Raw genomic sequence first — 26,203 nt, forward strand, 5'->3', positions numbered from 1 at the left:
TTGAGCGGGCGGGAAAAGCACAATAAATTTGCCTTCACTATTAAAAAAACTAACAGCCAGGAGCGTGCCCATGGCCGAAGACCGACTGCCCCCGCTCAACGCCGTGCGTGCTTTCGAGGCCGCCGCCCGCCTGGGTAGTTATGTCGCGGCCTCCCAGGCGTTGCACGTGACCCAGCCGGCGATCGGTCGGCATGTGAAGAACCTCGAGGCCTGGCTGGGCGTGCGCCTGCTCGAGCGCTCCCCCCGCGGCGTGACCCTCACCCTGCCCGGCGCCCATTACTACAAGGCCGCAGCCGAAGCACTGCAGATCCTTGCCGATGCCGGTGCACGCCTGGCGCAACGGGTAGACGAGCGCTGGCTACGGATCCTCTGCGTGCCGGCGTTCGCCTCACGCTGGCTGACACCGCGCATCGACACCTTGCGCAGCCTGCGCCCGGACCTGAGGATCGCCATCGAGCCCAATGCCACGTTCACCAGCGTGGATGCCCGCCAGGCGGACCTGGGCATCGCCTTCGGCCTGCCGGGTGAGCTGAACGGTGTACGCGAGGTGTTGATCCGCCCGAAGGTGTTCGCGGTATGCGCGCCGAGCTACCTGGCGCAGTTGCCCGCAGGGCTGAGCGCTGCCGACCTGCCCGCCTTGCGGCTGATCCATGTCGATGACGGCACCTGGTGGAACAGCTGGTTCGCGGCCAATGGCCTCAGGGTGCGGGTCAAGGCCGATACCTCGCATATCAGCAACGATATCGTGCTGAACCTGGCCCAGCGCGGCCACGGCATCGCCCTGGCCACCGAAGTGCTGGTCGGACGTGAACTGCGCGAAGGCAGCCTGGTGCGTTGCGTGGAACAGGCCGTGGCGCTGGAGAGCTACCAGTTGCTGACGCCGACTCAGCCGCCGAGTGCCGATGCGTTGTGGTTCATGGATTGGCTGGGGGGCAGCCTGCGCGAAGAGTATCCGGATGCGCTGGTGGTCGCGCAGAAGCCCTCCCATGCGGGTGATACTTGAAAACTACATTCCCTGTACAAGCAGTTATACGACACAGTGCGGTGCTGGTAATGGCGTGTCCGTGCCGAGGCTATCAACCCAAGCTTTAACGGCTTGGTGGTCAATCACGCAGCCAGCGTCAACATCCGCCAGGGCTTCCGATGTCAACCGCACCCTTTCTTCTTCATGGGCCAAAATAGAGCTGGTTTTGATGGTATTCGCCATTATCGGATCTCCTCAGTGTTCGAACTGAAACTAACCTCCGCTCATCAGTGCCTTCAGTAGTGCTCTGTGCTGCGGGGTCTCCTAGCAGTTTGATGCAAAAACAGTGAATGGTCATTCTGCGTCAACGGGCTGCGTAGCCTTGCACCGGCTACGCCGATGGTCGCGGGGCATCGGCGCACCTCCGCTCCCACACGGCGTTGGCTAGAAATCCACCGAGGTGGAGAACAACAACGACCGCGGCGTGCCCAGCCCTCCGGACAGGCCGCTGCCGTCGCCGCCGTTCCACGAGCCGATCCAGTAGGCCTTGTTGGTGACGTTCTGCACGGTGGCACGCAACGTGACCGGCTTGTCCGAGACCTTCAGGGTATACCGGGCCCCGAGATCGAAAATCGTGTAGGACGGCAGCGACAGGTTGTTGGCATCGGTGGCATAGCGCCGGCCGGCATAGTTGGCGTTGCCGGTCAGGGTCAGCCCGGGCATCTCGCGCAGGTCGTACTCGACGCCGAGCTTGGCCAGCACCTTGGGCACCCCGGTGGCCTGGTTGCCTTCGTTTTCCTTGCGTATCGATTGGGTCAGCTCGGCCTTGGTGTAGGACGCACCGCCCAGCAGGCGCAGGCCCGGCTCGAGCTCGCCGAAGAACGACCATTCCAGGCCACGGTTGCGCTGCTCGCCGTACACGCCGTAGATCTGCGTGAGCGGATCGGTATAGGCGCTGGGCTTTTTCACCTGGTAGACACTGACCGTGTGCGCGAAGGTGCCCAGGTCGAGCTTGGCGCCCAGTTCGTACTGCTTGGTCTGGTACGGCGCCATGATCGCGCCGGCGTTGCGCGCGTTGTCCGGGGCGATGCCACCCTGGCTCAGGCCTTCGATGTAGTTGCCGTACAGCGACAGCTCGTCGGTGACCTTTACCAGCAAGGCTGTGGCCGGCGAAACCCGGCTTTCATCGTAGGGCTTGGAAGTACGCTGGTGGTTGCCGTTGTAGTTCGACGCGCGCACGTTCTGGTGGCGTGCACCGACGGTCCACTGCACCTTGTCATCGAGGAACGACATCGTGTCGAGCAAGGCTTCGCTGCTCAGCCGGGCGCGCATGCGCGAGGTGACGTTGCCGTACTCGCCGATCTCCGGGCGCGGGCCATAGTCCAGGTTGTAGTAGTTGGTGAGGATGCGTGTCGGCAGGCGCTTGTCCTTGAAACTGTTCTCGGAGTCGTAGCGGGTGGCCGCCAGCGACCAGGCGTGGTCCACCGGGCCAGTGGCGAAGCGCCCGCGCAGGCCGACCTCGCCGGACTTCTGCTCACCATCTCGAGCCGAGCGGATCGGTGTGGCGGAGATGTCGCCGGCATCATTGAGCAGCATGCCGCTGGTCATCAGCGCGTTGTAGCCCCCTTTCCGATGGCCCCAGCCGGCGAACGCGGTGAGCGAGTCGTTGAGGTCGTACTCGCCGCGCAGCACCACGGTGTCGGTGTCGTTGACGGTGTAGCCCCACTCCGGGGCCAGCGAGTGATCGCCCTTCTTGGCCTTGGGCAGGTGGGTCACGCCGGGGCTGATCGAGGCGATGCCGAAATAGTTGACCCCGTCCATGCGTTCGCGCTGGTGGTAGTAGTCCAGCGACGCCCTCGCCCGCTCGCCGCGCCAGTCCAGGGCCAGGGACGACAGCTGCATGCGGTGCTGCTGGTCGTCCACCGGGGTGTCGCCGTCGCGGTAGACGCCATTGAAGCGCACGCCGAACTGCTTCTGGTCGCCGAAGCGGCGGCCGATATCGGCATGCATGCCAGCCAGGCCATCGGACTCGTAGGAGGCGGTCAACCGGGCCAGGGGCTCGTCGCCGGCACGCTTGGGCACGATATTGATGCTGCCGCCGACGCTGCCGTCTGGCGGCATGCCGTTGAGCAGCGCCGACGGGCCCTTGAGCACTTCGATGCGCTCGGCAAGCTCGGTGGAACCGCGCATGTTCGGCGCCATGCTCGGCAGGCCGTTGAAGGTGATGTCGTTGCCGGTGCTGTACAGGCCACGAATGAAGAAGGTCTCGAAGATGCCGCGCTTGCTCGGCACGTAGACCGACGGATCGGTGGCACCGATCACCGCGCCGATGTCCTGGGCCTGGCGGTTCTCGATGTATTCCTTGGTGTAGCTGATGGCGTTGAACGGGGTTTCGCTGAAGTCCTTGTTGCCCATAAGCCCTACCCGGCTGCCCGAGCCGACCTGGCCACCGGCATATTCCGGTGGCGGGGCACCGAGGGCGTCACGGGTTTCCTGCACCAGGGTTTCCGGCAGGGTCAGGCCCTCTTCCTTTACATCGGGGGTCTGCTGCTGCGCCGAGGTGGTGCTGCGTGGCGGTTGCGCGAAGGCATTGCCGGCGATGGCGGCCATGCCCAGCAGCACGGCCATGCGCAAGGCCCTGCGGGGCAGTTTCGGTGCCTGAGGATGTTGCAGTGGAGGCATGAGGGATTCCTTTCGGGACAGAATGGTAATGTTTCTCATTAGTCATTCCGTACGAGTCGGCGAATCCCTCAACAGAAATTACAGTCACTTGGCCACTATCGGTTTCACATCTGTATCGGCCTCATCGCCGGCAAGCCGGCTCCCACAGGAATCGCGCATGGCTGCAGTTTCCGTGGGAGCCGGCTTGCCGGCGAATGGGCTGCGTAGCAGCCCCCCTTTCAGGAAGTCAGCGCTGATACCCCTTCACCACCTCGTCCGCCACCCGCTCCAGGCAGGTCACGCTGGCGGTGCACAGGTACCAGGTCTGCGGATCGACGAACACCACATGGCCGTTCTTCCACGCCTTGGTCTGGCGCAGCAGCGGGTTGTCCAGGGTCTCGCGGTCCAGCGCGGCGCGGCGCTCCATCACCGCGGTGCGGTCGATCACGTAGAGGATGTCCGGGTCGGCCTGGTGGATGAACTCGTTGGAAATCGGCTGGCCGTGCAGGCCGGCCTGCATATCGTCGCTGGCCGGCTTGACCCCGAGGGTGTCGAAAATGAAGCCGTAGCGCGAACGCACACCGTAGGCGGTGAACGCGCCGTTGTTGTGCAGCACCACCAGCGCCTTTTCCGGGCGCCCGTCGGTCACCTTGCGCACCTGGGCCACCTTGGCATCGATGCGCGCGGCGGTTTCCCGGGCCAAGTCTTCCTTGCCGAGAATGTGCCCGACGGTCAGCAGGTGCTGCTTGGCGGTGTCGATGACATTGCCCTGGCGGTTGTCCATGTCGATGTCGTAGTGCACCGTCGGGGCGATCTGGCTCAGCTCCTGGTAGCTCTGCGCCTGCAGCGGCGAGATCAGGATCAGGTCAGGCTTGAGCGCATGCAGGCGTTCAAGGTTGGGCTGGATGGTGGTGCCGACGTCGGCCACCTTGGGGTCGTCGCGGTACCTGGCCAGGAAGCCCGCGACATAGTCCTTGGCGATGCCGACCACCGGCGCGCCGAGTTGGTCGAGGGTGTCCAGCTCGCTCATGTCGAAGGCCACCACGCGCTGCGGTTGGTGTTCGACCAGCGTGGTGCCCAGGGCGTGTTCGACCTTCACCGGGGCGTAGTCGGCGCTGGCGGCGCGCGCCTGCTCCGGCGGGGCCTGGTCGCAGCCCGGCAACGCGGCCGCCACGGCGGCGGCCAGGAGTATCTTGCAGATTCCGTTCATACCAGCTCTCTCGATAGTGATGGGTTGAAGTAGTTGCAGACAAAACCGTGCGCGCTCGGCAGAATCTCGAACGCCAGGCCGAACAGCGCGCGCAGGTTGGCCTCGGTGACCACCTCGGCGACCGGCCCGTGGCTGTGCACCGCGCCCTGCTTCATGGCGACGATGTGGTCGGAATAGTTGGCGGCAAAGTTGATGTCGTGCACCACCAGGATCACCGTGCGCCCCTGCTCGTCGCAGAGCCTGCGGATTGCCTGCATGATCTGCACCGCGTGCTTCATGTCGAGGTTGTTCAGCGGCTCGTCGAGCAGCAACAGGTCGGTGCGCTGGGCGATGGTCATGGCCAGGAAGGCCATCTGCCGCTGGCCGCCGCTGAGTTCGTCGAGGTAGGCGCGGCGCAGCGCTTGCAGCCCCAGGAAATCCAGGGATTCGTCGATTACCTGGTGGTCGTCGGCGGTCAGCAGCCCGCGGCTGTAGGGAAAGCGGCCGAAGGCGACCAGTTCCTCGACGGTCAGGCGCAGGTTGAAGTCCAGTACCTGGCGCAGGGTGGCCACGCGGCGGGCGTAGTCGGCGATGGCGATGCGGCCGATGTCCAGGCCGTCGAGCAGGATGCGCCCGCGGCTGGCCGGCAGCAGCCGAGCCATGCACATCAGCAAGGTGCTCTTGCCGGCGCCGTTGGGGCCGATCAGCGAGGTAACCTGGCCGGCCGGGAACGTCAGGCTCACGTCTTCGAGCACGGTCTTGTCGCCATAGGCCTTGTGCAGGTGTTCGAGGGTGATCATGGGGTGCCTCGGGTACGGACCATCAGCGCGAGGAAGTACGCGCCGCACACCAGGTTGACGAGGATGCTCACGCTGGTCCGGTAGTTGAACAGATGCTCGACCAGCAGTTGGGCGAGCAGGAACATGCCGATGGCCACGGCGCAGGCCAGTGGCAGGGTCACCTGGTGCCGGGCGCTGCGCGCCAGGGCATAGGCGATGTTGGCGACGAACACCCCCATGAATGCGGTTGGCCCCACCAGGCTGGTGGACACCGCTACCAGCACGGCGATCAGCGCCATCTGCAGGCGCAGGCAGCGCCCATGGTCCAGGCCCAGGGCAATGGCTTGGTCGCGACCCAGCGCCAGCACGTCAAGCACCCGTGTGCCGCGCGCCACCAGCACTGCCACTGCCGCCACCAGCAGGCCCGAGTACAGCACCTGGGCCGGCTGGGCGCGGTTGAACGAGGTATAACCCAAGCCTTGCAGGATGGAGAATTCCCCCGGGCTGGTCTTGAGCTGGATGAACTGGGTGAAGGTGCCCAGCACCATGGTCAGCACCAGCCCCAGCAGTAGCAGGCGGTAGACATCCCCGCGCCCTTCGCGCAGCAGCCAGCGCTGCAGCAGCCACGAGTAACCGAGCATCAACGCGATCGACAGCAACGCGTTGCCCTGCGCGCCGAGCAGCGCCACGCTGCCGGTGCCCAGCCACAGCACCAGCACGGCCTGGAACAACAGGTAGATGCCTTCGTAGCCCATGATCGCTGGGGTCAGCACCCGGTTGCCGGCCAGGGTCTGGAAGATCACCGAGGACAAGGCGATGCACACCCCGGCCACCACGATCGCGCCCAGGCGCACCAGGCGCTTGGGGATCACGTAGCTGAAGTCCAGGCCCGAGCCCAGCAACAGGAACGCCAGCGCCAGGGCCGGCAGCAACAACCAGGCGGCGCGGCGCATCATTTGCACTTCCACAGGATCAGCACCAGGAACAGCACACCGCCGACACTGCCGGCGGTCAGGCCGATGGGCACTTCGTAGGGGTGGATCAACAACCGGCCAAGTATGTCGCAGGCCAGCAGCAACGCCGCGCCGCACATGGCGACGATGGGCAAGGTGCGCTTGAGGTTCTCGCCGTAGCGCAGCGCCACCAGGTTCGGCACCACCAGGCCGACGAAGGGGATCGCGCCCACGGTGATCACCGTGGCCGACACGGTCACCGCTACCAGCACCAGACCGAGGATCGCGGTGGCCGCGTAGTTCAGGCCGAGGCTGGTAGCCATGCCCTCGCCCATGCCCAGCACGGTGAAGCGCTGGGCATATAGATAGGTGAGCACGACGATCGGCAGGATCAGGTAGATGATCTCGTAGTTGCCCTCGATCACCCGCGAGAAGTCGCCTAGCAGCCAGCCCTGCATGCTCTGCAGGATGTTGTGGCGATAGGCATAGAACTCGGCGATGGCGCTGAGCACGCTGCCGTACATCAGGCCGATCACTGGCACCAGCACCAGGTTGGTGAAGCGGATGCGGCGGATGATCGCCACGTACACCAGGCTCGCCAGCAGGCAGAACACCAGGGCGAACAGCATGCGCCCGGTAGCCCCGGCTCCCGGCAGCACGGTCAGGGCCACCAGGATGCCCAGCTTGGCCGCATCCAGCCCGCCACAGGTGGCAGGCTCGACGAAACGATTACGCACGATCTGCTGCAGGATCACCCCGCAGATCGACAGGCCGACACCCGTCAGCACCAGTGCCGCCAGGCGTGGCAAGCGGCTGGCGGTGAGGGTCAGCCAGGCATCATCGGAGGCCGACAGCAAGGCCGACCAGGACATCTGGCTGGCCCCGACCATCAATGAAGCACCACACAAGAGCAACAACAGCGTTGGCAGCAGCACCCGACTCAAGCGGTCACTCCATCGCCTGCGGCCTCACCGATGCGCCAGCCTTTGGCGGCCCGGCGCTGCTCGAGGAAGTGCGCGTACAAGCCACCTTCGGCAGCCAGCTGGGCATGGGCGCCCTGTTCGCGGATGCGCCCTTCGTCCAGCACCACGATCTGGTCGGCCATGGCCACCGTCGACAGCTGGTGGGCAATGACAATCAGCGTGCGCTTGCCGCGCAACCGCGCCAGCGCTTCGGCGATGGCCGCCTGGTTCTCGGCGTCCAGCGCCGCGGTGGCCTCGTCGATCAGCAGGATCGGCGCGTCCTTGATCAGCGCGCGGGCAATCGAGATGCGCTGGCGTTCGCCGCCGGACAGGCGCGCACCGCCCTCGCCCACCGGCGTGTGCAAGCCTTCGGGCAGACGTTCGAGGATCTCCTGCACCCCGGCCAGCCGCGCCGCCTCGAGCACTTCGGCCTCGCTGGCGTCGGGTTTGCCCAGGCGGATGTTGTCGGCGATGCTGCCCTGGAACAGGTAGGCGTCCTGGAAGATCTGGCTGATCTGCCCGGCCAGCTGTTCGGCGGACATCTGCCGCACATCCACCCCGCCAACCTTGACCCGGCCGTGGGTAACGTCGAAGAAACGGGCGATCAGGCGCACCAGGGTAGTCTTGCCCGACCCCGACGCGCCGACCAGCGCTGTCATGCTACCGGGCGCGATGTCCAGGCTGACCTCGCGCAGCACCTCGGGCTGGTCGTCGCCGTAGCGGAATCCGACCTGCTCCAGCTGCACCGAACCGTCGACCGGCGCCTGCGGTGCGGCGGGCTCGGGCAGCGGCTTGACGGCCAGCAGCTCGGCCACCGCCTGCAGCTGGCCACGGGTGCCGCGCAGCACCTCGCTGTAGCCGGCCACGTCCAGCAGCGGGTCGATGAAGCGGGTCGCCAGCACCAGCGCAACCAGGGTGCCGATCACCGTTGCGTTGTCGACGCCTGCGCCGGCCTGCTCGCCAAGCCACAGCGTGGCGACCACCAGCAAGGCGGCGAAGCTGGCCTGCACCGCCCAGACGTTGAGCACCGACGACAGCGCCGACAGCTGGATCAGCTTGCGCGCCGCCTGTTGTTGCTGGGCCACGGCCTGCTCCAGGAAGCGCGTTCCGCCCTGCTCGCCATTGAACGCGCGCAGCACCGACTGCGCCTGGGCGAACTCGACCATGCGCTGGCTGGTCTGCGCGGTGTCGCGCTGGTAGCGCTGGTCGGCGCGCTGGCCAAGGCGCATCGTCGCCAGCATCACCAGCGCCAGCAGCGGCAGGCTGAGCAGGGCCACCAGGCCCAGGCGCAGGTCGACCAGCAACAGCGCACCGAGGATCACCAGCGGCGTCACCACCCCGGTGAACAGCGGCGTGAACACATGGGCCGGCAGTTGCGCGATCTCCATCATGCCCTGGGTGGTGACATGGCTCAGGCGCGCGGTGTTGGCGGCATTGAACCAGCCCACCGGCAGCGTGCCGACATGCTCGCCCAGGCGCTGGCGGCCACCGCGCAGCACGGCAATGCCCACCGCGATGCCGGCCTTCTCCACCCGGCGGCGCAGGTACCAGCACACCACCACGCCCAGGGCCAGCAGTGCCAGCCACTGGCCGGCGGCCTCCAGCTGGTTGCCCAGCAGGTGACGCAGGATCGGCACCAGGGTGACGATGGTCAGCCCGCACAGCACGCCATACACCAGCGCCAGGCGGATGTAACGGCGCAGGAACACGGCGTCGTCGCCGAGCAGTCGAACGAAAATCCCCAACATGATCAGTGTTCCTCCACCTGCGCGGTCGCCCGCGTCTTCGCATAGCCGCCGGCGGCCCACAAGCGGGCATACAGGCCGCGACGGGCCAGCAGTTCGTCGTGATTGCCGCGCTCGGCGACCGTGCCCTGGTCCAGCACCAGGATCTGGTCGGCGTGCATCACCGTGTCCAGGCGATGAGCGATCACCAGCAGCGTGCGCCCCTGGGCGAAGCGCGACAGCGCCTGTTGCAGCTTGACTTCGTTCTCGGCGTCGGCCGCCGCGGTGGCTTCGTCGAGCACCAGCACCGGCGGGTCGAGCAGCACCGCGCGGGCAATGCTCAGCCGTTGCAGTTCACCGCCGGAGAACTGCACGTCCTCGCCGATCACCGCGTCGTAGCCGCGCGGCTGGGCGAGGATGCGCTCGTGGATATTGGCGATCCGCGCCGCCGTCTCGATCTGCTCCTGGCTCGCCGAAGGCCGGCCCAGGGCGATGTTCTCGCGCACGCTGGCATGGATCAGGCGCACGTCCTGCAGGACGAAGCCGATGCGTCGGTACAGTTGCGCGCTGTCGATCTGCCGCAGGTCGACGCCGCCCAGGGTGATACGCCCGGCACTGGGGTCGAAGAAGCGCAGCAACAGGCGCGCCAGGGTCGACTTGCCGGCGCCCGAGGCGCCGACCACTGCCGTGACCGTGCCCGGTTCCAGGGTGAACGACACCTCGCTCAGCACCGGATTGCGCGGGTCGTAGTGATAGCCCAGGCCCTGCACCTCAATGCGTGCATCGGCCGGCAGCTTGCCGGCGCCCTGGCCGTCGGTCTCCAGCACCGGCGTATTCAGCAGCGCCTGCACGCGCTGAGCGGCACCGGTGGCGTTGTTCAGGTCGTGGGTGATATAGGCCAGCAACAGCAGCGGCGCACAGATGCCCGGCGCCACCAGGGCGAACGGCAGTACCTGCACCGGGGTGATCCAGCCCAGGCCGACGAACAGCGTGCCGAACGCCAGCACCACGCCCAGTACCGATACCGGCGCGATCATCGCGTTGGCATTGGCCATGGCGCTGACCAGCGGCCGGGTGAAGTCGGTGAAGGCCGCGGCGAAGGCGTCCACCGCCTCGCGGTAGCTGCCATGGGCCTTGCGCTGGCCACCGAAGGCCTTGACCACCGGGATGCCGTTGACGAACTCGACCACCGCCTGGTTGATCCGCCCCATGCCGGCGCCGAAGGCCTGCATGTTGCGGGCGCTGGCCTGGTGGGCACGGGCGAAGAACAGGAAGAACAGCGGGAACGGCAGCATCGACACCAGCGCCATGCGCCAGTCCATGGCGAACAGGTAGACGATCGACGCCAGCACCGCCCCGGCGCTGCGTCCGAGGGTGGTGTAGAAGTGCGCGGTGAGGCTGTGCAGGATGCCGATATCGTCCTGCATGGCCTGCTTCACCTCGCCGGAGGCGCGGCTGGTGAACCAGCCCAGCGGCACCCGTGCCAGGCGGCGGATGATCGCCAGGCGCAGCGTGCCGGTGATGTGGTTGTCGGCCAGGTGGGCCACCAGGTCGCCCAGCGAAATCAGGGCCATGCCGACGAACAGGCAGCTCAGCCCCAGCACGATCACCGGCCAGGCCTGGGCGACGCCCTGCCCTTCGGCGAACGCCAGCCGTGCGACCTCGGCGATCGCGGCCAGGGGCGCCAGGCTGAGCATGGCGCCCAACGCGGCGAGCAACCCGGCGATGATCAAGCGCCCGCGAATCGGCGCCAGCACTGCGGCGACCGGTCCCTTGGCGGGCTGCTGCACCGCCACCCCTTGTTCAACACTCATGAATGCTCCTTTTCAGCACGAGGAGCAGGTCGGGCAGCCACTTTGGCGCCTGGCCCGCCAGTCCTTCTCAACCTGTATTCCGCACGAGGCGGGCAAACCCGCAAAAAACAATGCCCACGCTCAGGCGCCACTGCCGATGCGGTAGCGCCTGCAGGTGCGCACGCCGGCGGCGATGTACTTCTCGACCGAGGACACCGACACCCGCAACTCGGCGGCGATGGCGCGATGGGCCATGCCGTCGAGCCGGCACAGCAGCAGGGCCTGGCGGGCCTTGGGCGAATGCCGTTGCAGGGCGCTGTCGATCGCACCCAGGGCCTCGACCACCAGCGCCCGCGCCTCTTCCGACGGCACCCGCGGCTCGGGCTGCAGGCCATGGTCCTCGAGGTAACGGGTTTCACGTTGGCGGCGGCGGTACAGGTCGATGACCTTGCCGTTGGCGATCTGCGTCAGGTGGCAGCGCGACTGTTCCGCCGTTGGTACCTGGCCCTTGTTCATCAGGTGCAGGTAGATATCGTGGGCCAGGTCCGCCGCGTCCACCGCGTTGCCCAGCTTGCGGCGCAGCAGCTCGCACAACCAGCCGTGATGATCCTGATACAGCTGTTGCAGCTGTTGACGAAGCGCGAACGTTCCGTTGTCCACGGTGCCTCTCCCTGAGCGTGGTGCATTCCAGACGGCTTCCTTTGACGTGCGCCAATCTAGATGATAATTATTTGCATCTTTCTCACCATAACGAATCCTCGGGATTCACGCAATGCACCCCGGTGGTGCGAACCCTCTGCGCGGCCACTCACCGCGATCCACGGATGGCAGTGAAGGCCGACGCGGGCCTTGATCGATCGAACAGCAGGAAGCTAACCATGTTGGAACGCAACACCACCCTACCCTCGCCCCAGGCCCTGGATGAACACGAAGAACTCGCCTGGTTCGCCCAGCAACAGCAACCCGAGCAGCTGCACCGGCAACTGGGCGCCTGGCGCCTTGGGCCCACGGCCGACCTGTCGCTGCTGGCCCTGGCCGTGCAGGCGGTGGTCGAAGCCACGCCGGGCCTGAATAGCCGCTACCACTTCAGCGACGATGGCGACCTGTACAAGACCCAGGAACCCGGCTGGTACCCGTGCCTGCGTATCGAGCGGAGCACGGCCGAGGGCATGGACGCCCTGCTGCGGACGCGCCAGGCGGCGCCCTGGGATTCCACCACGCAGCCGCCGTTCGAGGCCCTGCTGCTGGCCGGCGATCACCAGGCGGCGCTCGGTCTGCTCTGCCATGCGGTGCTGCGTCAGTCGCCGCAAGCCCTGCTCGAACGCATCCGCGCCGCCTATGACGCCCAGGCCGGCGGCCAGCCACTGGTGCTCGAACCGTTGTCGCAGGCGCCTTCGACGGACATCGCGCAACGCATCCTCGACGCGTTCCGCCAGGCATTGGCGGAGCCTGGCATGACCCTGGACGATGACTTCTTCGACATGGGCGGCCACTCGCTGCTGGCCACCCGGATCATCGGGCGCTTGCAGGGCGAGCATGGCATCGAACTGCGCTTCAGCGACTTCTTCGCCTCGCCCAGCGCCTCGGCGCTGGCCACACGCGCCAAGCTGAGCCAAGGGCAAGCCAGCCAGGCCAGCGATCAGGCCGTGGATATCCAGCAGGCGCCGATGGCCCTGGCCCAGGCGTCGTTGTGGCGTGCCTGTGCGGCCTTCGACTACGGCACTATCTTCAACCTGCCCTTTGCCCTGGACTTCCACGACCCGGTGGACGAGGCGCTGCTGCAGCAGGCCTTCACCGACCTGCTGGAGCGCCATGCCAGCCTGCGCACCACCTACCATGGCGAGGGCGACGACGCCTGCCAGCGCATCGTGCCGCTGGCCGAGCTGGGCCGTTTCAAGTGGTTCTGGAACAGCGCCGAAAGCGCTGGCGCGAGCCTGGCCAGCGAGGCTAAGCACCGCTTCGACCTGGCCCGCGAACTGCCACTCAGGCTACGCATGCTGCGTGACCCGCACAGTGGCCACCAGGTGCTGTCGTTCCTGGTCCACCACATGGCCATCGACGAGTGGTCGCTGAACGTGATCATGGCCGAACTGGTCGAGGCCTACCTGGCCCGCGCCCAGGACCGGGCGCCGCAATGGCCCGCGGCGGCGCGCACCTTCCACGAATTCGCCCTGGCCCAGAGTGCCCAGGGCCCGAACCCGCGCCACCTGGCGTACTGGACCGAGCTGCTGCGCGACGCCACCCGCGGTCTCGCCCTGCCCGCCTGCGATGACGCCACGCTGCTGCCCGCCGACCAGGCGACCACGCGTGCGCGCTGGCTGGAGCTGCGCCCCGAACCCGGCATGCTGGAGCAACTGGGCGCCAGTGCCCGGCTGCATCAGTCATCGCTGTTCAGCGTGATCTACACCGCCATCGCCCTGTCGCTGCACAAGCTCGGCAACCTCTCGGACCTGGTGATCGGCACCTCGGCGTCCGGGCGCACCGACCCTGCGTATTTCGACACCGTCGGTTACTTCACCACCATGGTCGCCCACCGCGTGCAGTTCGCCCCCGAACAGTCGCTGGCCGGGTTGCTGGGCGAGGTGACGCGGATGATCAACGACTCGATGGCCTATGCCGACGTGCCCATGGAGACCATCCAGCAGGCGCTGGGCATGACCCCCGCCGAGGGCCTGATGTTCGATGTGTATGTGCAGATCCACGCCAACAACGCCCTCAATGGCGCGTTGCAGGCACCCGATGGCCGGGCTATCCGCTACAAGCAGATCGACCCGGACAAGAGCGAGTCGATGTTCGGCCTGCAGTTCGAGATCATGGAAGATGTGTTCGATGGCCAACGCTCGCTGCGCCTGGTGGTCACCTACCGCAGCGATCGCTACAGCGGTGCTCAGGTCGAGCGCCTGTGCGCGATGATTTCGGCGGCGTTCGGTGTGTTGGCCGAGGTGGATGGCGGCCGGCGGGCGCTGGGCGACGTGGAGTTGTAGCAACCAGGGGCGCTTTGCGCCCCTTTTCCCGATACAGGGAACTGTGCCTCCGTGGGAGCGGGCTTGCCCCGCGATCACCGGCGAAGCCGGTGCCATGCATGGCATCGCGGGGCAAGCCCGCTCCCACGCAGTTCTGGTTAAAGCCCCATCGTTCAGTCCTCCGGCAACCCATACCGCTGGAACGACGAGCGCTGCGGCACCCGGTACTGCGCCCGGCCCAGCAACTGGTTGACGATCACCGCATTGCGCACCGGCCCCAGCCCCAGGTCCGGCGAGCCGACACCATGCTGGAAGATCTCGGCGTTCTGCACGAACACGCGGCCACTGCCGCCATCGCAACGCTGCGCGGTGAAATCCTCGCCGACGATGCAGTCGCCGTGCGCGTCGGTGGCCAGCACCGAACCCTTGAGCTGCTCGAACCACTGCGGCCAGGCATGGGCATAGCCGGTCGCCGCGACAACCGCGTCGGCTTCCAGCGTTGCCCGTTGCTCCAGCTGGCTGTGCCGGAAGGTCATGCGCAGCCCCGCCGAGCCCAGCTCCTCGACCGTCTCCACGTCACAGCTGGACAACAGCGTCAGCCCAGGTTCGCGCCCGCCGATGGAGCGTTCGTAGATCAGGTCGTAGATCGCGCCGATGGTCGAGAAGCTGATGCCTTTGTACAACAGGCCCTGCTGGGCGACGATCTCCCGACGTTTGTCCCGCGCCAGGGTGTGGAAGTAGTTCATGTACGCCGGCGTGAAACACTCCTGGCCGAGCTTGGAGTACTCCATGGGGTGGAAGCCTCCCGAGCGGGTGATCCAGTGGATCGACGCCCCCGCCTCCACCTGCTCCGGGGTCAGCGCGTTGAACAGCGCCAGCACGCACTCCGCGGCGCTCTGTCCGGAACCGACCACCACCACGCGCCGGCACTGCTCCAGCTCGCCCTGACGCTTGCCGAACTCTGCCGAGTGCAGCAACGGCGCCTGGGTGCGGGTGCGCGCCCAGGCCGGCAACCATGGCCGGGTACCGAGGCCAATGGCCAGGTCGCGGCTGCTGTAGCGCCGCTCCAGGCCCGACACCGACACGCTGTCGATGACGAAGCGTTCGCTGGCGTTGTCGTAACGCACGCCCGTGACCTCCTCGCCAAAATGACAGCCCGGCAGTTGGCCCGCCGCCCAGCGGCAATAGTGGTCGTACTCGCGCCGGGGCACCTGGAAATGGTCGTAGTAGTAGAACTGGAACAGGCGATCATGCTGGTGCAGGTAATTGAGGTAGCTCAGCGGGTGACAGGGATCGGCCAGGGTCACCAGGTCGGCCAGGAATGGCACCTGCAAGGTGGTGCCGGGCAGCAGCAGGCCCTCGTGCCAGCGGAACTGCGCCTTGCGCTCGAGGAACGCGCAGCTCAGGTGCGGGTGGCGCGACAGCAGCGCGGCCAGGCCCAAGTTGAACGGTCCGATGCCGATGCCGGCGATATCCAGGTGTGCGATGTCCATATGCTCGATGATTTCCCAAGAACGATGATTGGCGCCCCAGGCCAGGCCCAGGGCGATTGATTCAGGCCGGTGGTTTCACACGGGGGCGCTGACGAGCAGGCGCTCGACCTCTTCCACCGTGCGGCACGGCAGCAACTGCGCGGGCGACAGGCGCACCGCGAAGGCTTCGCCCAGGCGTGCCGCCAGCGGCTTGAGGTGCTGCGGCCGCAGGCCCATGGCGAGGAAATCCCTGGCCGGCTGTGTGGCGCCGAGCACCTGCTGGTAGATCGCCAGCACCTGGGCATGACGCTGCGGGTCGCTGGGCACAGCCGCCGGTATCGGCGCCTGCTCGGTGTCACCTTCAAGCAAGGCGCGGGCGAGCCTGCGGTCCGGCTTGCCGTTGGCGGTCAACGGCAAGGCGTCGACCTCGACAAACCGTGTGGGCACGTGGGACTGCGGCAGCAGGGCCCGGGCATGTTCGCGCAACGCCACGGCGCCGGGCGGCGCACCATGGCGCCGTACATACAGCGCGCCGATGCAGGCCTCGCCCTGTAGCGTGTCGCCGTAATCCACTACCAGCACCTGCTGCACCGCCGGATGGCGGATCAGCTCGATCTCGATGTCCGGCAGCGACACCCGCACGCCACGCACCTTCACATAGCCATTGACCCGGCTGTCGAACAGCAGCACGCCGTCCTCGCGGTAGCGGCCCCGGTCACCGGTACGGAAGGCACGCACTGGCGCGCCGTGCTCGTCGGGCACATTGACGAAGTCGTTCTGCACCAGTTTGCCGTCCTCCAGGTAGCCCAAGGCCAAGCCCACCCCACTGGTGTGGATACGACCGGCGACGCCCTGCGGGCAATGCGCGCCGTGCTCATCCAGCAGCCAGTAGCGGTTGCCCGGCAGTGGCCGGCCATAGGGCACCCTGGCGCGGTCCTGTTCACCGATTTCGTGCCAGATGCTCCAGATGGTGGTCTCGGTCGGGCCACCCAGGGACACCAGGCGCGCCTCGGGCAGTTGCTCGCGTAGTTCGGCGATCACCGCCGGTTTGATGTAGTCGCCGCCCTGGGCCAGCAGGCGCAGGCTGCGCAGACCATCACCCTGACGGCAGGCCAGGAGCATTTCGAGGATGGCCGGCACCGAGCACCAAAGGCTCACACCGTGCTGCCTGACCAACTGGTTCCAGCGCAGCGCATCCTTTTCCTCGCCGGGCTCGGGCAGCACCAGCGCCGCCCCGGCGCACAGGCTGCCGAACACGTCGAACAGCGACATGTCGTGGTGCAGCGGGGTCACCGAGATGAACACATCGTCGCGGCTGACCTGCCACTGCGCCAAGGTGCTGCCGATGACGTTGGCGGTGGCGCGGTTGTTCAGCACGACGCACTTGGGCTTGCCGGTGGTGCCGGAGGTGTACAGGTAGTAGGCCGGCACGGTGCTCGCCGACAAGGCCGCCAGGCCCGTCAGGTCCAGGGCTGCCGGAGGGCTGGCCTGCAGTGGCGCGACGGCGTCGACCACCAGTGCCGGCTGGCAGTTGTCCAGCAGATAGCGCAGGCGCTCCTCGGGCGCCGCCGCGTCGATCGGTACCCAGACCAGCCCGCTCAGGGCGCAGGCCAGGGCCGTCATGGTGTGCTCAGGACCGCGTGGCAGGCAAATGGCGACCACCTGGCCGGGGCGCAGCCCGCGGGCCTGGAATGCCCCGGCAATGCGCTTCACACCCTCCCCCAGTTCGGCATAGCTGATGCGCTGCTCGCCATGCAGCAAGGCGATGCGTCCATTGTCCGGGCCGAACAGGTTGTGGGCGATGCGCCCAAGGAAATCGACCGGCTCGGCCTGCGCCTCGCTGCTGTTCAGGCGGTAGTGGCCAAGGTCGATGAATTGCCGTGCGTTGACTTCGAATGCAGCCTGCCCGGCCAATTGCGCCACCGCCTGGTTCAAGGCTGCGAGCAACTGCCCGACCCAGCGGCCATCGACCGCTTCACGGGCATAGTCGATCTCGAACGCCAGCCCGCCCTCGGCGGTGTTGCAGAATCGGATGTCCATGGCCACCTGCGGCGTCTGGGTCAGGCCCGCGCTCAGGGACATCGGGCCATCGACCGCGCCCACTGGCCAGGACAGGCCGTTGGTCAGCACCACCGGTAGCGCCGGGCCTGGGCCGTTGCTGTCGTACAGCAGGCGGGCCAGGTCCACGCCGGAGAACGCCAGATGCTGCAAGCCCTCCAGCACATCGGCCTGCAGGCGCTTGGCGCGCTCGGCCAGGCTGGGCAGGCCGCGCTGCCAATCGACAGCGATGAAGCTGGAGCGGTTGGCAAATGCGCCGTCCTGCGGCGGCGCCACCGGCACCGCCACGCACAGGCTGCCTTCGTCGAGCCAGTGGCCGAGCACTTCCAGCACCACGGCCATGATCGTCGAGTTCTTGAACAGCCCCTCACGCGCACCGGCGCGGCTCAATGCCTTGAACGCTTGGGCGGAGATTACCTGACGCTGGCGGGCGTATCGGGCCACGCCGACCTTGTCCAAGGCTTGGCGCCACGGCAGCCTTGGTGCGCCGTCGACCTCGGCCAGCTTTGCCTTCCAATACTCGGCATCGGCCTTGCGCACCTCGCTCTGGTCGATGACAGCCGCCGTGGGCTCGCTGGCCGTCAGCGGCTGGCAGTGACCGTCGAACAACTCGACCATCAAGGTAGCGATGGAGCGTCCATCGAGAATCAGCGCATCGAAGCGCACGAACACCACCAACTCGCCTTGTGGCAACTGGAAGGCGGTCACATTCCAGGGCGGCCCGGCCAGGTCGAACAGCGCATGGGCATAGTCCTCGCGACGGACCTCAAGCTGCGCCTGGGCCTGCTCGGCCGTCAACCCGTGCAGGTCGATCACCTCCAGGTTGACCTGCACCTGGTCGCTTATCGACTGGGTCAATGCCTGGGCATCGATGCGGGTGCGCAGGCTGTCGTGGCGGCGCACCATGTCCGTGAGGCGGCTGCGCAGCAGCGCCAGGTCCATGCGCCCGCGATACTCGCGGAACTCCTGCATGGCCACGCCGCCCAGCGGCAGATGCTCGCCACGCCCCAGCAGGTAAGCCTGTTGCAGAGCGTTCAGTGGTCGATCCCGGCTCGCCGCAATCGCCAATGGCTGGTGCAGCGCGCCCGTGTCGGCAGCCACCGCCACAGCCAGGGCGATGAAGCGCTCGAACAGTGCCTGGACCCAGTCAGCGGGCAATGCGTCCAGACGCACGTCCCAATTGATCAGCAGGCCGCCGTCGGCCCGCGCCACCTGCGCGTCCAGGGCCACCTGCGGGCCCTGGGAGATCACCCAGTCCATCGGCCCGAACACCCGGCTCACCCGCTCGGAGAACAGCTCGCCGCCAGGCAGGTCCAGCCCTGCGGTGAACACCACCGGTGCCAGTTGCGGCGTACCGTGATGGCGCGACAGGTCGCGCATCAGGTCCACGCCCGGATAGGCGCTGTGCGCCAGACGCTCCACCAGTTGCCGATGCAGGTCCCGGCACAGCGCGGCAAGGTTGGCGACTCCGCTGAAGTCGACATCCACCAGCACCAGGTTGGCGAACTCGCCAACGATGCGCTGCACAGGCTCCAGCAGCGGTTCGCGCCAGAACACTGGGACGTTCAGGCGCAAGCGCCGATCGCCGCTGTGCTCACCCAGGGCGGTCGCGAACAGCCCGAGCATCAACGCCGACGAGGTGATCCGCAGTGCGTGCGCCGCGTGCTGCAAGGCACGATACTGCGCAGGTTCAAGGCGAGCGGCAAAGCGCTCGCTGCGTGCCGGCCCCGCAGGGAGCAAGGGCAGCGAGGGTGCCGGGGCGATCTGCGCCAGGCGTGCTCGCCACCAGGCACGGTCGCGGCTGCGGGCGGCACGCAGGTCGGCATCGGCACGCACCTGGTCCAGCCAGTCGAAGTAGTTCGGTGTGGTCGGCAGCGCGGTGCCGGGGGTGTCGTACAGGCGGGCCAGGTCTTCCATCAGCACCCGGAAGCTCGACGGGTCCACCGCGATCATGTCGGTGTCCACGTGCAGCCGGCTGGCATTGCCCGGCAGCAGGCTCAGGCCGAAGCGCGCACCCTGGCCCATGCTCAGGTCCAGGCGCTGGTGGCTCCACTGCTGGCGTTTCTCCAGGAGGCGCCGCTCCACGGCTGGACCATCCAGATCGCTGAAATCCTCCAGCTCCAGTTGGGCGCGCTGTGCTACGTCGATGGTCTGCAGCCCCTGCCCGTCGATGCGCAGGCTCAGCATCGGATGCGCCCGGTACAGCTCCTCAAGTGCGCCGGCAAGGCGCGCCACATCGATGGCCCGGCCATCGAACTCGGCGTACAGGTGCGCGCTGACGCCACCCAGTGCCGCATGTGCATCCCGCCCGATCCAACAGGCGGCCTGCATCGAAGTTAACTCTCTCATCGCTTACCCGCGTAGTTGACAAATCCATGTGTTTCGCGTCCTCATATTTACTAACGAGAATGATTATATTTCAAGGTTTTCTTTCTCACCCATCGCCAAGGAGGCAACCCATGAAGACAGGCACCCTGCGTTTGCAAGACAGGGACACCATGCCGCTCAACCAAGAGGATTCGAGCTTTTCATTCACATCCGGCGAGCGCGAGCTGAGCGTCAGCGGCCTGCGCGAACGCATCGACACCCCGGCTCACGGCAGCCATTTGGCCGGTGGCGCACTGCGGCGCAGCATCGACCAGGCCTTCGAACGCGCCCGCCAGGCCGGGCAGGAAAATCCCATCGTGGTCGGCGCGATCCCCTTCGACACCACCCAGGCTTCCAGCCTGTACGTTCCCGAGGCCTATACCTGGCAGGCGCGCACCGCGGCTCCTGTACAGCCCGGCTCGCTGCCTGCTCTGCTCAGCCAGGCCAACATCCCCGACGAACACGGTTTCAAGCGCGCCGTGCGCCACGCCATCGTCAACTTCCAGCACAGCGATGTGCGCAAGGCCGTGCTCTCGGTACAGCGCGAACTGCACTTTGCCGCGCCCGTGGACACAGCCCAGGTGCAGGCCAACCTCAAGGCACTGAACCGCGAGGGCTACCACTTCCGCGTGCCCCTGGCCGACGGTTCCACCCTGCTGGGGGTGAGCCCGGAACTGCTGGTGCACAAGCAAGGCAGCGCCTTCGTCAGCAACCCGCTGGCCGGCTCCGTGCGACGCATGGCCGACCCCGAGGCCGACCGCGCCAATGCGCAATGGCTGGCGGCGTCGGAGAAGGACCACTACGAGCACCGCCTGGTCACCGAGGACATCGCCCAGCGCGTCGGCGAGCTGTGCAGCCGCCTGCAGGTCCCCGAGCGGCCCTCGCTGATCAGCACTGCGGCGCTGTGGCACCTGTCCACGCGTATCGAGGGTGAACTGGCCTCGGCCGATATCGACGCCCTGCAACTGGCCTGCCGCCTGCACCCGACCCCCGCCGTATGCGGTTACCCCACCGAGCGCGCCCGCCAGCTGATCCGCTTCGTCGAGCCCTTCGAGCGTGGCCTGTTCACCGGCATGGTCGGTTGGTGCGACGCCCAGGGCAACGGTGAGTGGGTGGTGACCATCCGCTGCGGCACCTTCAGCGGCCAGCGCGTGCGCCTGTTCGCCGGCGCCGGCATCGTCGAGGCCTCCAGCCCCGACAGCGAATGGAACGAAGTGCAGACCAAGCTCGGCACCATGCTGCGTGCATGCGGCCTGGACCATTGACCTCAAACCGGCTTTCCGAGATGCCCATGACCATCGAATTCACCCCCTGGCCCACAGACCGGGCGCAACGCTATCGCGCCGCCGGCCTCTGGAACGACCAGCCACTCAGCCAGTTGCTGATCGCCCGCGCCGCCGTGCAGCCGCAAGCCCCGGCGATCCTCTGCGGCGAACGCCGCATCAGCTATGGCGAACTGGACCGCCGCGCCTCCAACCTGGCGTCGCGCCTGGCCGCCCACGGCCTTGGCCAGGGCGACACGGCACTGGTGCAGTTGCCCAACGTCGCCGAGTTCTACATTGTGCTGTTCGCCCTGCTCAAGGCCGGAATCGCCCCGGTCAACGCGCTGTACAGCCACCGCCAGCACGAGCTGGGCGCTTTCGCCCGGCAGATCCAGCCGGCCCTGCTGATCGCTTCGGCGGAGCATGAGGTATTCCGCAACGAGGCGTTCCTCGACGACCTGGCCAAGGAAGGCCTGCGCCCGAAACTGACGCTGATGCTCGATGCCCTCGACGACTGGAGCGCCAGCGCCGATGTGCGCGGCACCCACTACACCCCAAGCGCCGCCGGCGAGGTGGCGCTGTTCCAGTTGTCCGGCGGCAGCACCGGCACCCCCAAGCTGATCCCGCGTACCCACAACGACTACGCCTACAGCGTGCGGGCCAGCGCGCAGATCTGCGCCCTCGACAGCGCCACGCGCTTCCTCTGCGCGCTGCCAGCGGCGCACAACTACACCCTCAGTTCCCCCGGTGGCCTGGGCGTGCTGCACGCTGGCGGCTGCATCGTCATGGCGGCCAACCCGGAGCCGTTGCACTGCTTCGCCCTGATCGAACGCCACGCCGTGACCATGGCCGCCCTGGTGCCCAGCGCCGTGGCCCTATGGCTGCAGGCCGCCCCCGGGCACGCCGCCAAGCTGCGCAGCCTGCGCCTGCTGCAGGTCGGCGGCGCCAGTTTCGCCGAGGCCTTGGCGCGCCAGGTTCCCGAGGTGCTGGGCTGCAAGCTGCAGCAGGTTTTCGGCATGGCCGAAGGCCTGGTCAACTACACCCGCCTGGACGACAGCGACGAACAGGTGTTCACCACCCAGGGCCGGCCGATCAGCGAACTGGACGAGGTGCGCATCCTCGACGAACAGGGCCGGCCGGTCGCTGACGGCGAGCCCGGCATGCTCGCCACCCGCGGCCCCTATACCTTCTGCGGCTACTACAAAAGCCCCGAGCACAACGCCCAGGTGTTCGACCAGGACGGTTTCTACCACTCCGGCGACATCGTCCAGCGCAGCGCCGACGGCAACCTGCGGGTCGTCGGGCGGGTCAAGGACCAGATCAACCGCGGCGGCGAGAAGGTCGCCTCGGAGGAGATCGAGAACCTGATCGTCATGCACCCCGACGTGACTCATGCCGCCCTGGTGGCGCTGCCCGACGAACTGCTCGGCGAGAAGAGCTGCGCGTTCATCGTCTCGCGCAACCCGCAACTCAAGCCGATCGCCCTGCGCCGCCACCTGATGGGCCTGGGCATCGCCGAATACAAGCTCCCGGACCGCATCCGGCTGATCGATGCCATGCCGCTGACCGCGGTGGGCAAGATCGACAAGAAGCAACTGCGCGCACTGCTCGCCGTCGCCCCGACCGCCTGACCGTCCAAGGACCCGACATGACCATTCCAACCATCCACGACTACCCCATGCCGCAACCGGCCAGCTACCCGGCCAACAAGACCACCTGGCAACCCGATCCGGCCCGCGCCGTGCTGCTGATCCATGATATGCAGCGCTATTTCCTGCGCTTCTACCAGCCGGACGGCGCCCTGCTCACCGCGCTGGTGGACAACCTGTCGCGGTTGATCCAGTGGGCTCGCGCGCAGGGCATCCCGGTGGTTTATACCGCCCAGCCCCATGAACAACCGCCGGAAGACCGCGCCCTGCTCAACGCCATGTGGGGCCCGGGCCTGCCGGCGGCGAACCCCGAGCAGCAACCGATCATCGACGCGCTTTCGCCACAGCCGGGCGATACCGTGCTGACCAAGTGGCGCTACAGCGCTTTCCAGCGCTCCGACCTGCTCGACCGCATGCGTGGCTGGCAGCGTGACCAGCTGCTGATCGGCGGCGTGTACGCCCATATCGGCTGCATGATCACCGCCGCCGATGCCTTCATGAACGATATCCAGGCCTTCCTGGTGGGCGACGCGGTGGCCGACTTTTCCGAGGAGGAGCACCGCCTGGCCCTGAAGTACGTGGCCACCCGCTGTGGCCATGTCACCGACACCGCCACCCTGCTGACCCAGCCGGCGGGCGTGACCACCCGCGACTGGCTGCACGGCCGGGTGCGCCAGATGATCGAGGACGACAGCGAGCTCGATCCCCAGGAAAGCCTGATCTTCTACGGCCTGGACTCGCTGCAGGTGATGAAGCTGGCGGCCGAGCTCAAGCAGCGCGGCATCGCCGTCAGCTTCGAGGAGCTGGCCAACGCGCCGACCCTGGACGGCTGGTGGTCGCTGGTACAAGCGCGGGGGGCTGCCTGATGGCCATGGCCCGCTTCACTGGACGGCGCGTGCTGGTTACCGGCGCCGCCAGCGGCATCGGCCGCTGCGTGGCGCAGCGCTTTGTCGAGGAAGGCGCCGAGGTCATCGGCCTGGATTGCGAGGAGGCCGACGTGCCGTTCCCGCTGCTGCATGTCGACCTGACCGATCCGGCCGACGTGCAACGGGTCTGCGACCGGCTCAAGGAACAGGCGCAGTATCTCGATGTACTGGTCAACGTCGCCGGCGTACTGCGGCTCGGGCTCAGCGACGAGGTGTCCTGCGAGGACTGGCAGCGTTGCCTCGACGTCAACGCCAGCGCGCCGTTCTACCTGATGCGCCAATGGACCCCGGTGTTCCGCCGCCAGCGCCGCGGCGCCATCGTCAACGTCGCCTCCAACGCCGCCCATGTGCCGCGCCTGAACATGGCCGCCTACTGCGCCTCCAAGGCCGCGCTGGTCAGCCTCAGCCACTGCGTGGGCCTGGAGCTTGCGCCCTACGGCGTGCGCTGCAACGTGGTCTCGCCGGGCTCGACGCGCACGCCGATGCTGGCCGGCATGCTGGGCGATCCGGCGGCAGAACGGCAGTTGATCGACGGCCTGCCACAGCAATTCAAGCTCGGCGTGCCCCTGGGCAAGATCGCCACGCCCGAAGACATCGCCCATGTGGTGCTGTTCCTCGCGTCCGAGCAGGCCGGCCACGTGACCCTGCAGGACATCGTGGTCGACGGCGGCGCCACCCTGGCCGCCTGAGCCCGACACGACCACCGACAAGGACTTTCACCCGCAACGCGCCCGGCCCAGGTCGGCCGGGCGCGCTCCATGGAGCTGGACATGACATTCTCACCTGCCGACCACGCACGTCTCGAGGGGTTCTGGCGCTACTGCCTCACCCACCAGTACTTCAATGTCGGCTACCCCGAATCCGCCGATTTCGACTACAGCCTGCTGCACCGTTTCATGCGCTTCTCCATCAACAACTGCGGCGACTGGAACGAGTACAGCAACTACCTGCTCAACTCCTTCGATTTCGAGCGCGAGGTCATGCGCTTCTTCGCCGAACTGTTCCACATCCCCTTCGAGGACAGCTGGGGCTATGTCACCAATGGCGGCACCGAAGGCAACATGTTCGGCTGCTACCTGGCCCGCGAGCTATTCCCCGACGCCACGCTCTACTACTCCCAGGACACCCACTACTCGGTGGCCAAGATCGTCCGCCTGCTGCGCATCAAGGCCCAGGTGGTGGCGTCCCAGGCCAGTGGCGAGATGGACTATGACGACTTGGTCGCACGGATCGCGGCCGACGGCGAGCGCCACCCGATCATCTTCGCCAACATCGGCACCACCTTGCGCGGCGCCACCGACAATATCGCCGTCATCCAGCAGCGCCTGGCCCAGGCCGGCATCCGCCGGGAGGACTACTACCTGCACGCCGACGCGGCACTCAGTGGCATGATCCTGCCCTTCGTCGACGCCCCCGAGCCTTACTCGTTCGCCGACGGCATCGACTCGATCTGCGTCTCGGGGCACAAGATGATCGGCTCGCCGATGCCCTGCGGCATCGTCGTGGCCCGGCGCGCCAACGTCGAGCGCATCTCGGTGGAGGTCGACTACATCAGCGCCCGCGACCAGACCATCAGCGGCTCGCGCAACGGCCATACGCCGCTGATGATGTGGGCCGCCCTGCGCAGCCGCTCCATGGACGACTGGCGTGAGCGCATCCAGCGCTGCCTGGACCTGGCCCAGCATGCGGTAGACCGGCTGCGGGCAGCCGGCATCGAGGCCTGGCGCAACCCTAACTCGATCACCGTGGTGTTCCCCTGCCCCTCGGCCAGCGTGTGGAAGCGGCATTGCCTGGCCACCTCGGGGGATACCGCGCACCTGATCACCACCGCCCACCACCGGGACAGCACGCAGATCGATGCCCTGGTCGACGAGGTGATCGCCGATCTCAAGGCCCGTGGCAAGCCGCCGGCCAGGCAACCGTTGCAAGGCGCCCTGGTCGACGGGCTGGCCACTCGCACCCAGGTCTACAGCACTGCCGGCCAGCCACTGCGCGTGCCTGCACCGAGCCTGGGGAAACCTGAACCGCAACGCATCATCGCCCATCCCAAGGGCAGCGATAGCTGAACGCCGAGTCGTCATTACGGGCGTAAGCATGTAAGCCTATGCCTACAACACATGACCCTGGAACCTGGCGTGCCGAAAAACCGGGGGCGGGCTGATCCGCCCCTTGCCCGCCCCACACAGGCCACCGCGCAGGCGACCCTCCGTGCGCGTTTGACAGCCCATGGCATGGCTCTATAGTCGGTTTCCTGGCAACGGGAAGGATTTCTGTTTGCCTCGGACAAGAACCCCGCCATGTACAGGAGTTGCGTAATGGCCACGCTCACGGATGACGCTCCGTTCAAACCCGCCCTGCCTTGCCTTTTGCTCGCCCCCGCCAGCCCCGCCGTCAACCGACGACATCCTCGCCACTGACCGCAGCGCCAAAACCGACACGTACCCGTGACCTGCCCTGGGCGGTCACTGCCTTCGTTCGCCT

The 26,203-nt window shown here is 67.1% G+C and carries 17 protein-coding genes and 1 pseudogene; 7 read left to right on the top strand and 11 right to left on the bottom strand.

The features are described 5' to 3' along the window. The first annotated feature begins 70 nt into the window (after positions 1-70). Positions 71-1,003 carry a LysR substrate-binding domain-containing protein gene (locus ACVWY1_RS00405; RefSeq protein ID WP_457377606.1) on the top strand — a complete coding sequence of 311 codons (933 nt, stop codon included), beginning with the start codon at positions 71-73 and terminating at the stop codon, positions 1,001-1,003. Positions 1,004-1,027: 24 nt separating this feature from the next. Here ACVWY1_RS00405 and ACVWY1_RS00410 read toward each other — a convergent pair. The 9 genes and pseudogenes from ACVWY1_RS00410 to ACVWY1_RS00450 form a co-directional block, all read right to left on the bottom strand. Further along, a pseudogene (locus ACVWY1_RS00410) lies at positions 1,028-1,171 on the bottom strand (CopG family transcriptional regulator); the annotation flags it as partial. Between the two features lie 237 nt (positions 1,172-1,408). Beyond that, entirely contained in the window at positions 1,409-3,646 is a 2,238-nt protein-coding gene (locus tag ACVWY1_RS00415; protein ID WP_457377607.1) for a TonB-dependent receptor, read from the bottom strand. 226 nt (positions 3,647-3,872) lie between these two features. Continuing rightward, on the bottom strand, positions 3,873-4,835 hold the full coding sequence (locus tag ACVWY1_RS00420; protein WP_457377608.1) for a siderophore ABC transporter substrate-binding protein: 963 nt from the start codon (positions 4,833-4,835) through the stop codon (positions 3,873-3,875). Further along, the gene (locus tag ACVWY1_RS00425; protein WP_258701578.1) at positions 4,832-5,614 is read right to left on the bottom strand and encodes an iron ABC transporter ATP-binding protein; all 783 of its coding nucleotides are present in this window, start codon (positions 5,612-5,614) and stop codon (positions 4,832-4,834) included. Before ACVWY1_RS00425 ends, ACVWY1_RS00420 begins: the two co-directional genes overlap by 4 nt. Beyond that, positions 5,611-6,546, bottom strand: a complete 936-nt coding sequence (locus tag ACVWY1_RS00430; protein ID WP_102682064.1) for an iron chelate uptake ABC transporter family permease subunit — start codon at positions 6,544-6,546, stop codon at positions 5,611-5,613. The genes ACVWY1_RS00425 and ACVWY1_RS00430 overlap by 4 nt, the downstream gene beginning before the upstream one ends. Next, positions 6,546-7,490, bottom strand: a complete 945-nt coding sequence (locus tag ACVWY1_RS00435) for an ABC transporter permease (RefSeq protein ID WP_139671017.1) — start codon at positions 7,488-7,490, stop codon at positions 6,546-6,548. Before ACVWY1_RS00435 ends, ACVWY1_RS00430 begins: the two co-directional genes overlap by 1 nt. Next, the gene (locus ACVWY1_RS00440; protein ID WP_457377609.1) at positions 7,487-9,256 is read right to left on the bottom strand and encodes an ABC transporter ATP-binding protein; all 1,770 of its coding nucleotides are present in this window, start codon (positions 9,254-9,256) and stop codon (positions 7,487-7,489) included. Before ACVWY1_RS00440 ends, ACVWY1_RS00435 begins: the two co-directional genes overlap by 4 nt. 2 nt (positions 9,257-9,258) lie before the next feature. Beyond that, positions 9,259-11,046 (bottom strand): ABC transporter ATP-binding protein, encoded by a 1,788-nt coding sequence (locus ACVWY1_RS00445; RefSeq protein WP_457377610.1) that lies wholly within the window; start codon positions 11,044-11,046, stop codon positions 9,259-9,261. Between the two features lie 120 nt (positions 11,047-11,166). After that, the gene (locus tag ACVWY1_RS00450) at positions 11,167-11,685 is read right to left on the bottom strand and encodes a sigma-70 family RNA polymerase sigma factor (RefSeq protein ID WP_046855607.1); all 519 of its coding nucleotides are present in this window, start codon (positions 11,683-11,685) and stop codon (positions 11,167-11,169) included. Between the two features lie 218 nt (positions 11,686-11,903). Between ACVWY1_RS00450 and ACVWY1_RS00455 the strand changes: the two genes are divergently transcribed. Continuing rightward, on the top strand, positions 11,904-14,009 hold the full coding sequence (locus ACVWY1_RS00455) for a condensation domain-containing protein (RefSeq protein WP_457377611.1): 2,106 nt from the start codon (positions 11,904-11,906) through the stop codon (positions 14,007-14,009). A 152-nt stretch (positions 14,010-14,161) separates the two neighbouring features. On the opposite strand, the gene basC is transcribed toward ACVWY1_RS00455, so the two are convergent. Then, positions 14,162-15,481 (bottom strand): putative histamine N-monooxygenase, encoded by a 1,320-nt coding sequence (basC, locus tag ACVWY1_RS00460; protein ID WP_457377612.1) that lies wholly within the window; start codon positions 15,479-15,481, stop codon positions 14,162-14,164. 75 nt (positions 15,482-15,556) lie between these two features. Beyond that, entirely contained in the window at positions 15,557-19,849 is a 4,293-nt protein-coding gene (locus tag ACVWY1_RS00465; RefSeq protein WP_457377613.1) for an amino acid adenylation domain-containing protein, read from the bottom strand. Positions 19,850-19,977: 128 nt separating this feature from the next. On the opposite strand from ACVWY1_RS00465, the gene ACVWY1_RS00470 reads away from it, so the two are divergent. The 5 genes from ACVWY1_RS00470 (at position 19,978) to ACVWY1_RS00490 (ending at position 25,788) form a co-directional block, all read left to right on the top strand. Then, the gene (locus ACVWY1_RS00470; RefSeq protein ID WP_277504158.1) at positions 19,978-21,150 is read left to right on the top strand and encodes an isochorismate synthase; all 1,173 of its coding nucleotides are present in this window, start codon (positions 19,978-19,980) and stop codon (positions 21,148-21,150) included. Between the two features lie 26 nt (positions 21,151-21,176). After that, the gene (locus ACVWY1_RS00475; RefSeq protein WP_430944303.1) at positions 21,177-22,778 is read left to right on the top strand and encodes a (2,3-dihydroxybenzoyl)adenylate synthase; all 1,602 of its coding nucleotides are present in this window, start codon (positions 21,177-21,179) and stop codon (positions 22,776-22,778) included. 17 nt (positions 22,779-22,795) lie between these two features. Then, the gene (locus ACVWY1_RS00480; RefSeq protein WP_457377614.1) at positions 22,796-23,662 is read left to right on the top strand and encodes an isochorismatase family protein; all 867 of its coding nucleotides are present in this window, start codon (positions 22,796-22,798) and stop codon (positions 23,660-23,662) included. Continuing rightward, the gene (gene dhbA, locus ACVWY1_RS00485) at positions 23,662-24,411 is read left to right on the top strand and encodes a 2,3-dihydro-2,3-dihydroxybenzoate dehydrogenase (protein ID WP_110703388.1); all 750 of its coding nucleotides are present in this window, start codon (positions 23,662-23,664) and stop codon (positions 24,409-24,411) included. Before ACVWY1_RS00480 ends, dhbA begins: the two co-directional genes overlap by 1 nt. Before the next feature lie 81 nt (positions 24,412-24,492). Then, the gene (locus ACVWY1_RS00490) at positions 24,493-25,788 is read left to right on the top strand and encodes a histidine decarboxylase (protein WP_277504159.1); all 1,296 of its coding nucleotides are present in this window, start codon (positions 24,493-24,495) and stop codon (positions 25,786-25,788) included. Positions 25,789-26,203 lie beyond the last annotated feature (415 nt).

This window comes from Pseudomonas sp. TE6288 (assembly GCF_054062095.1).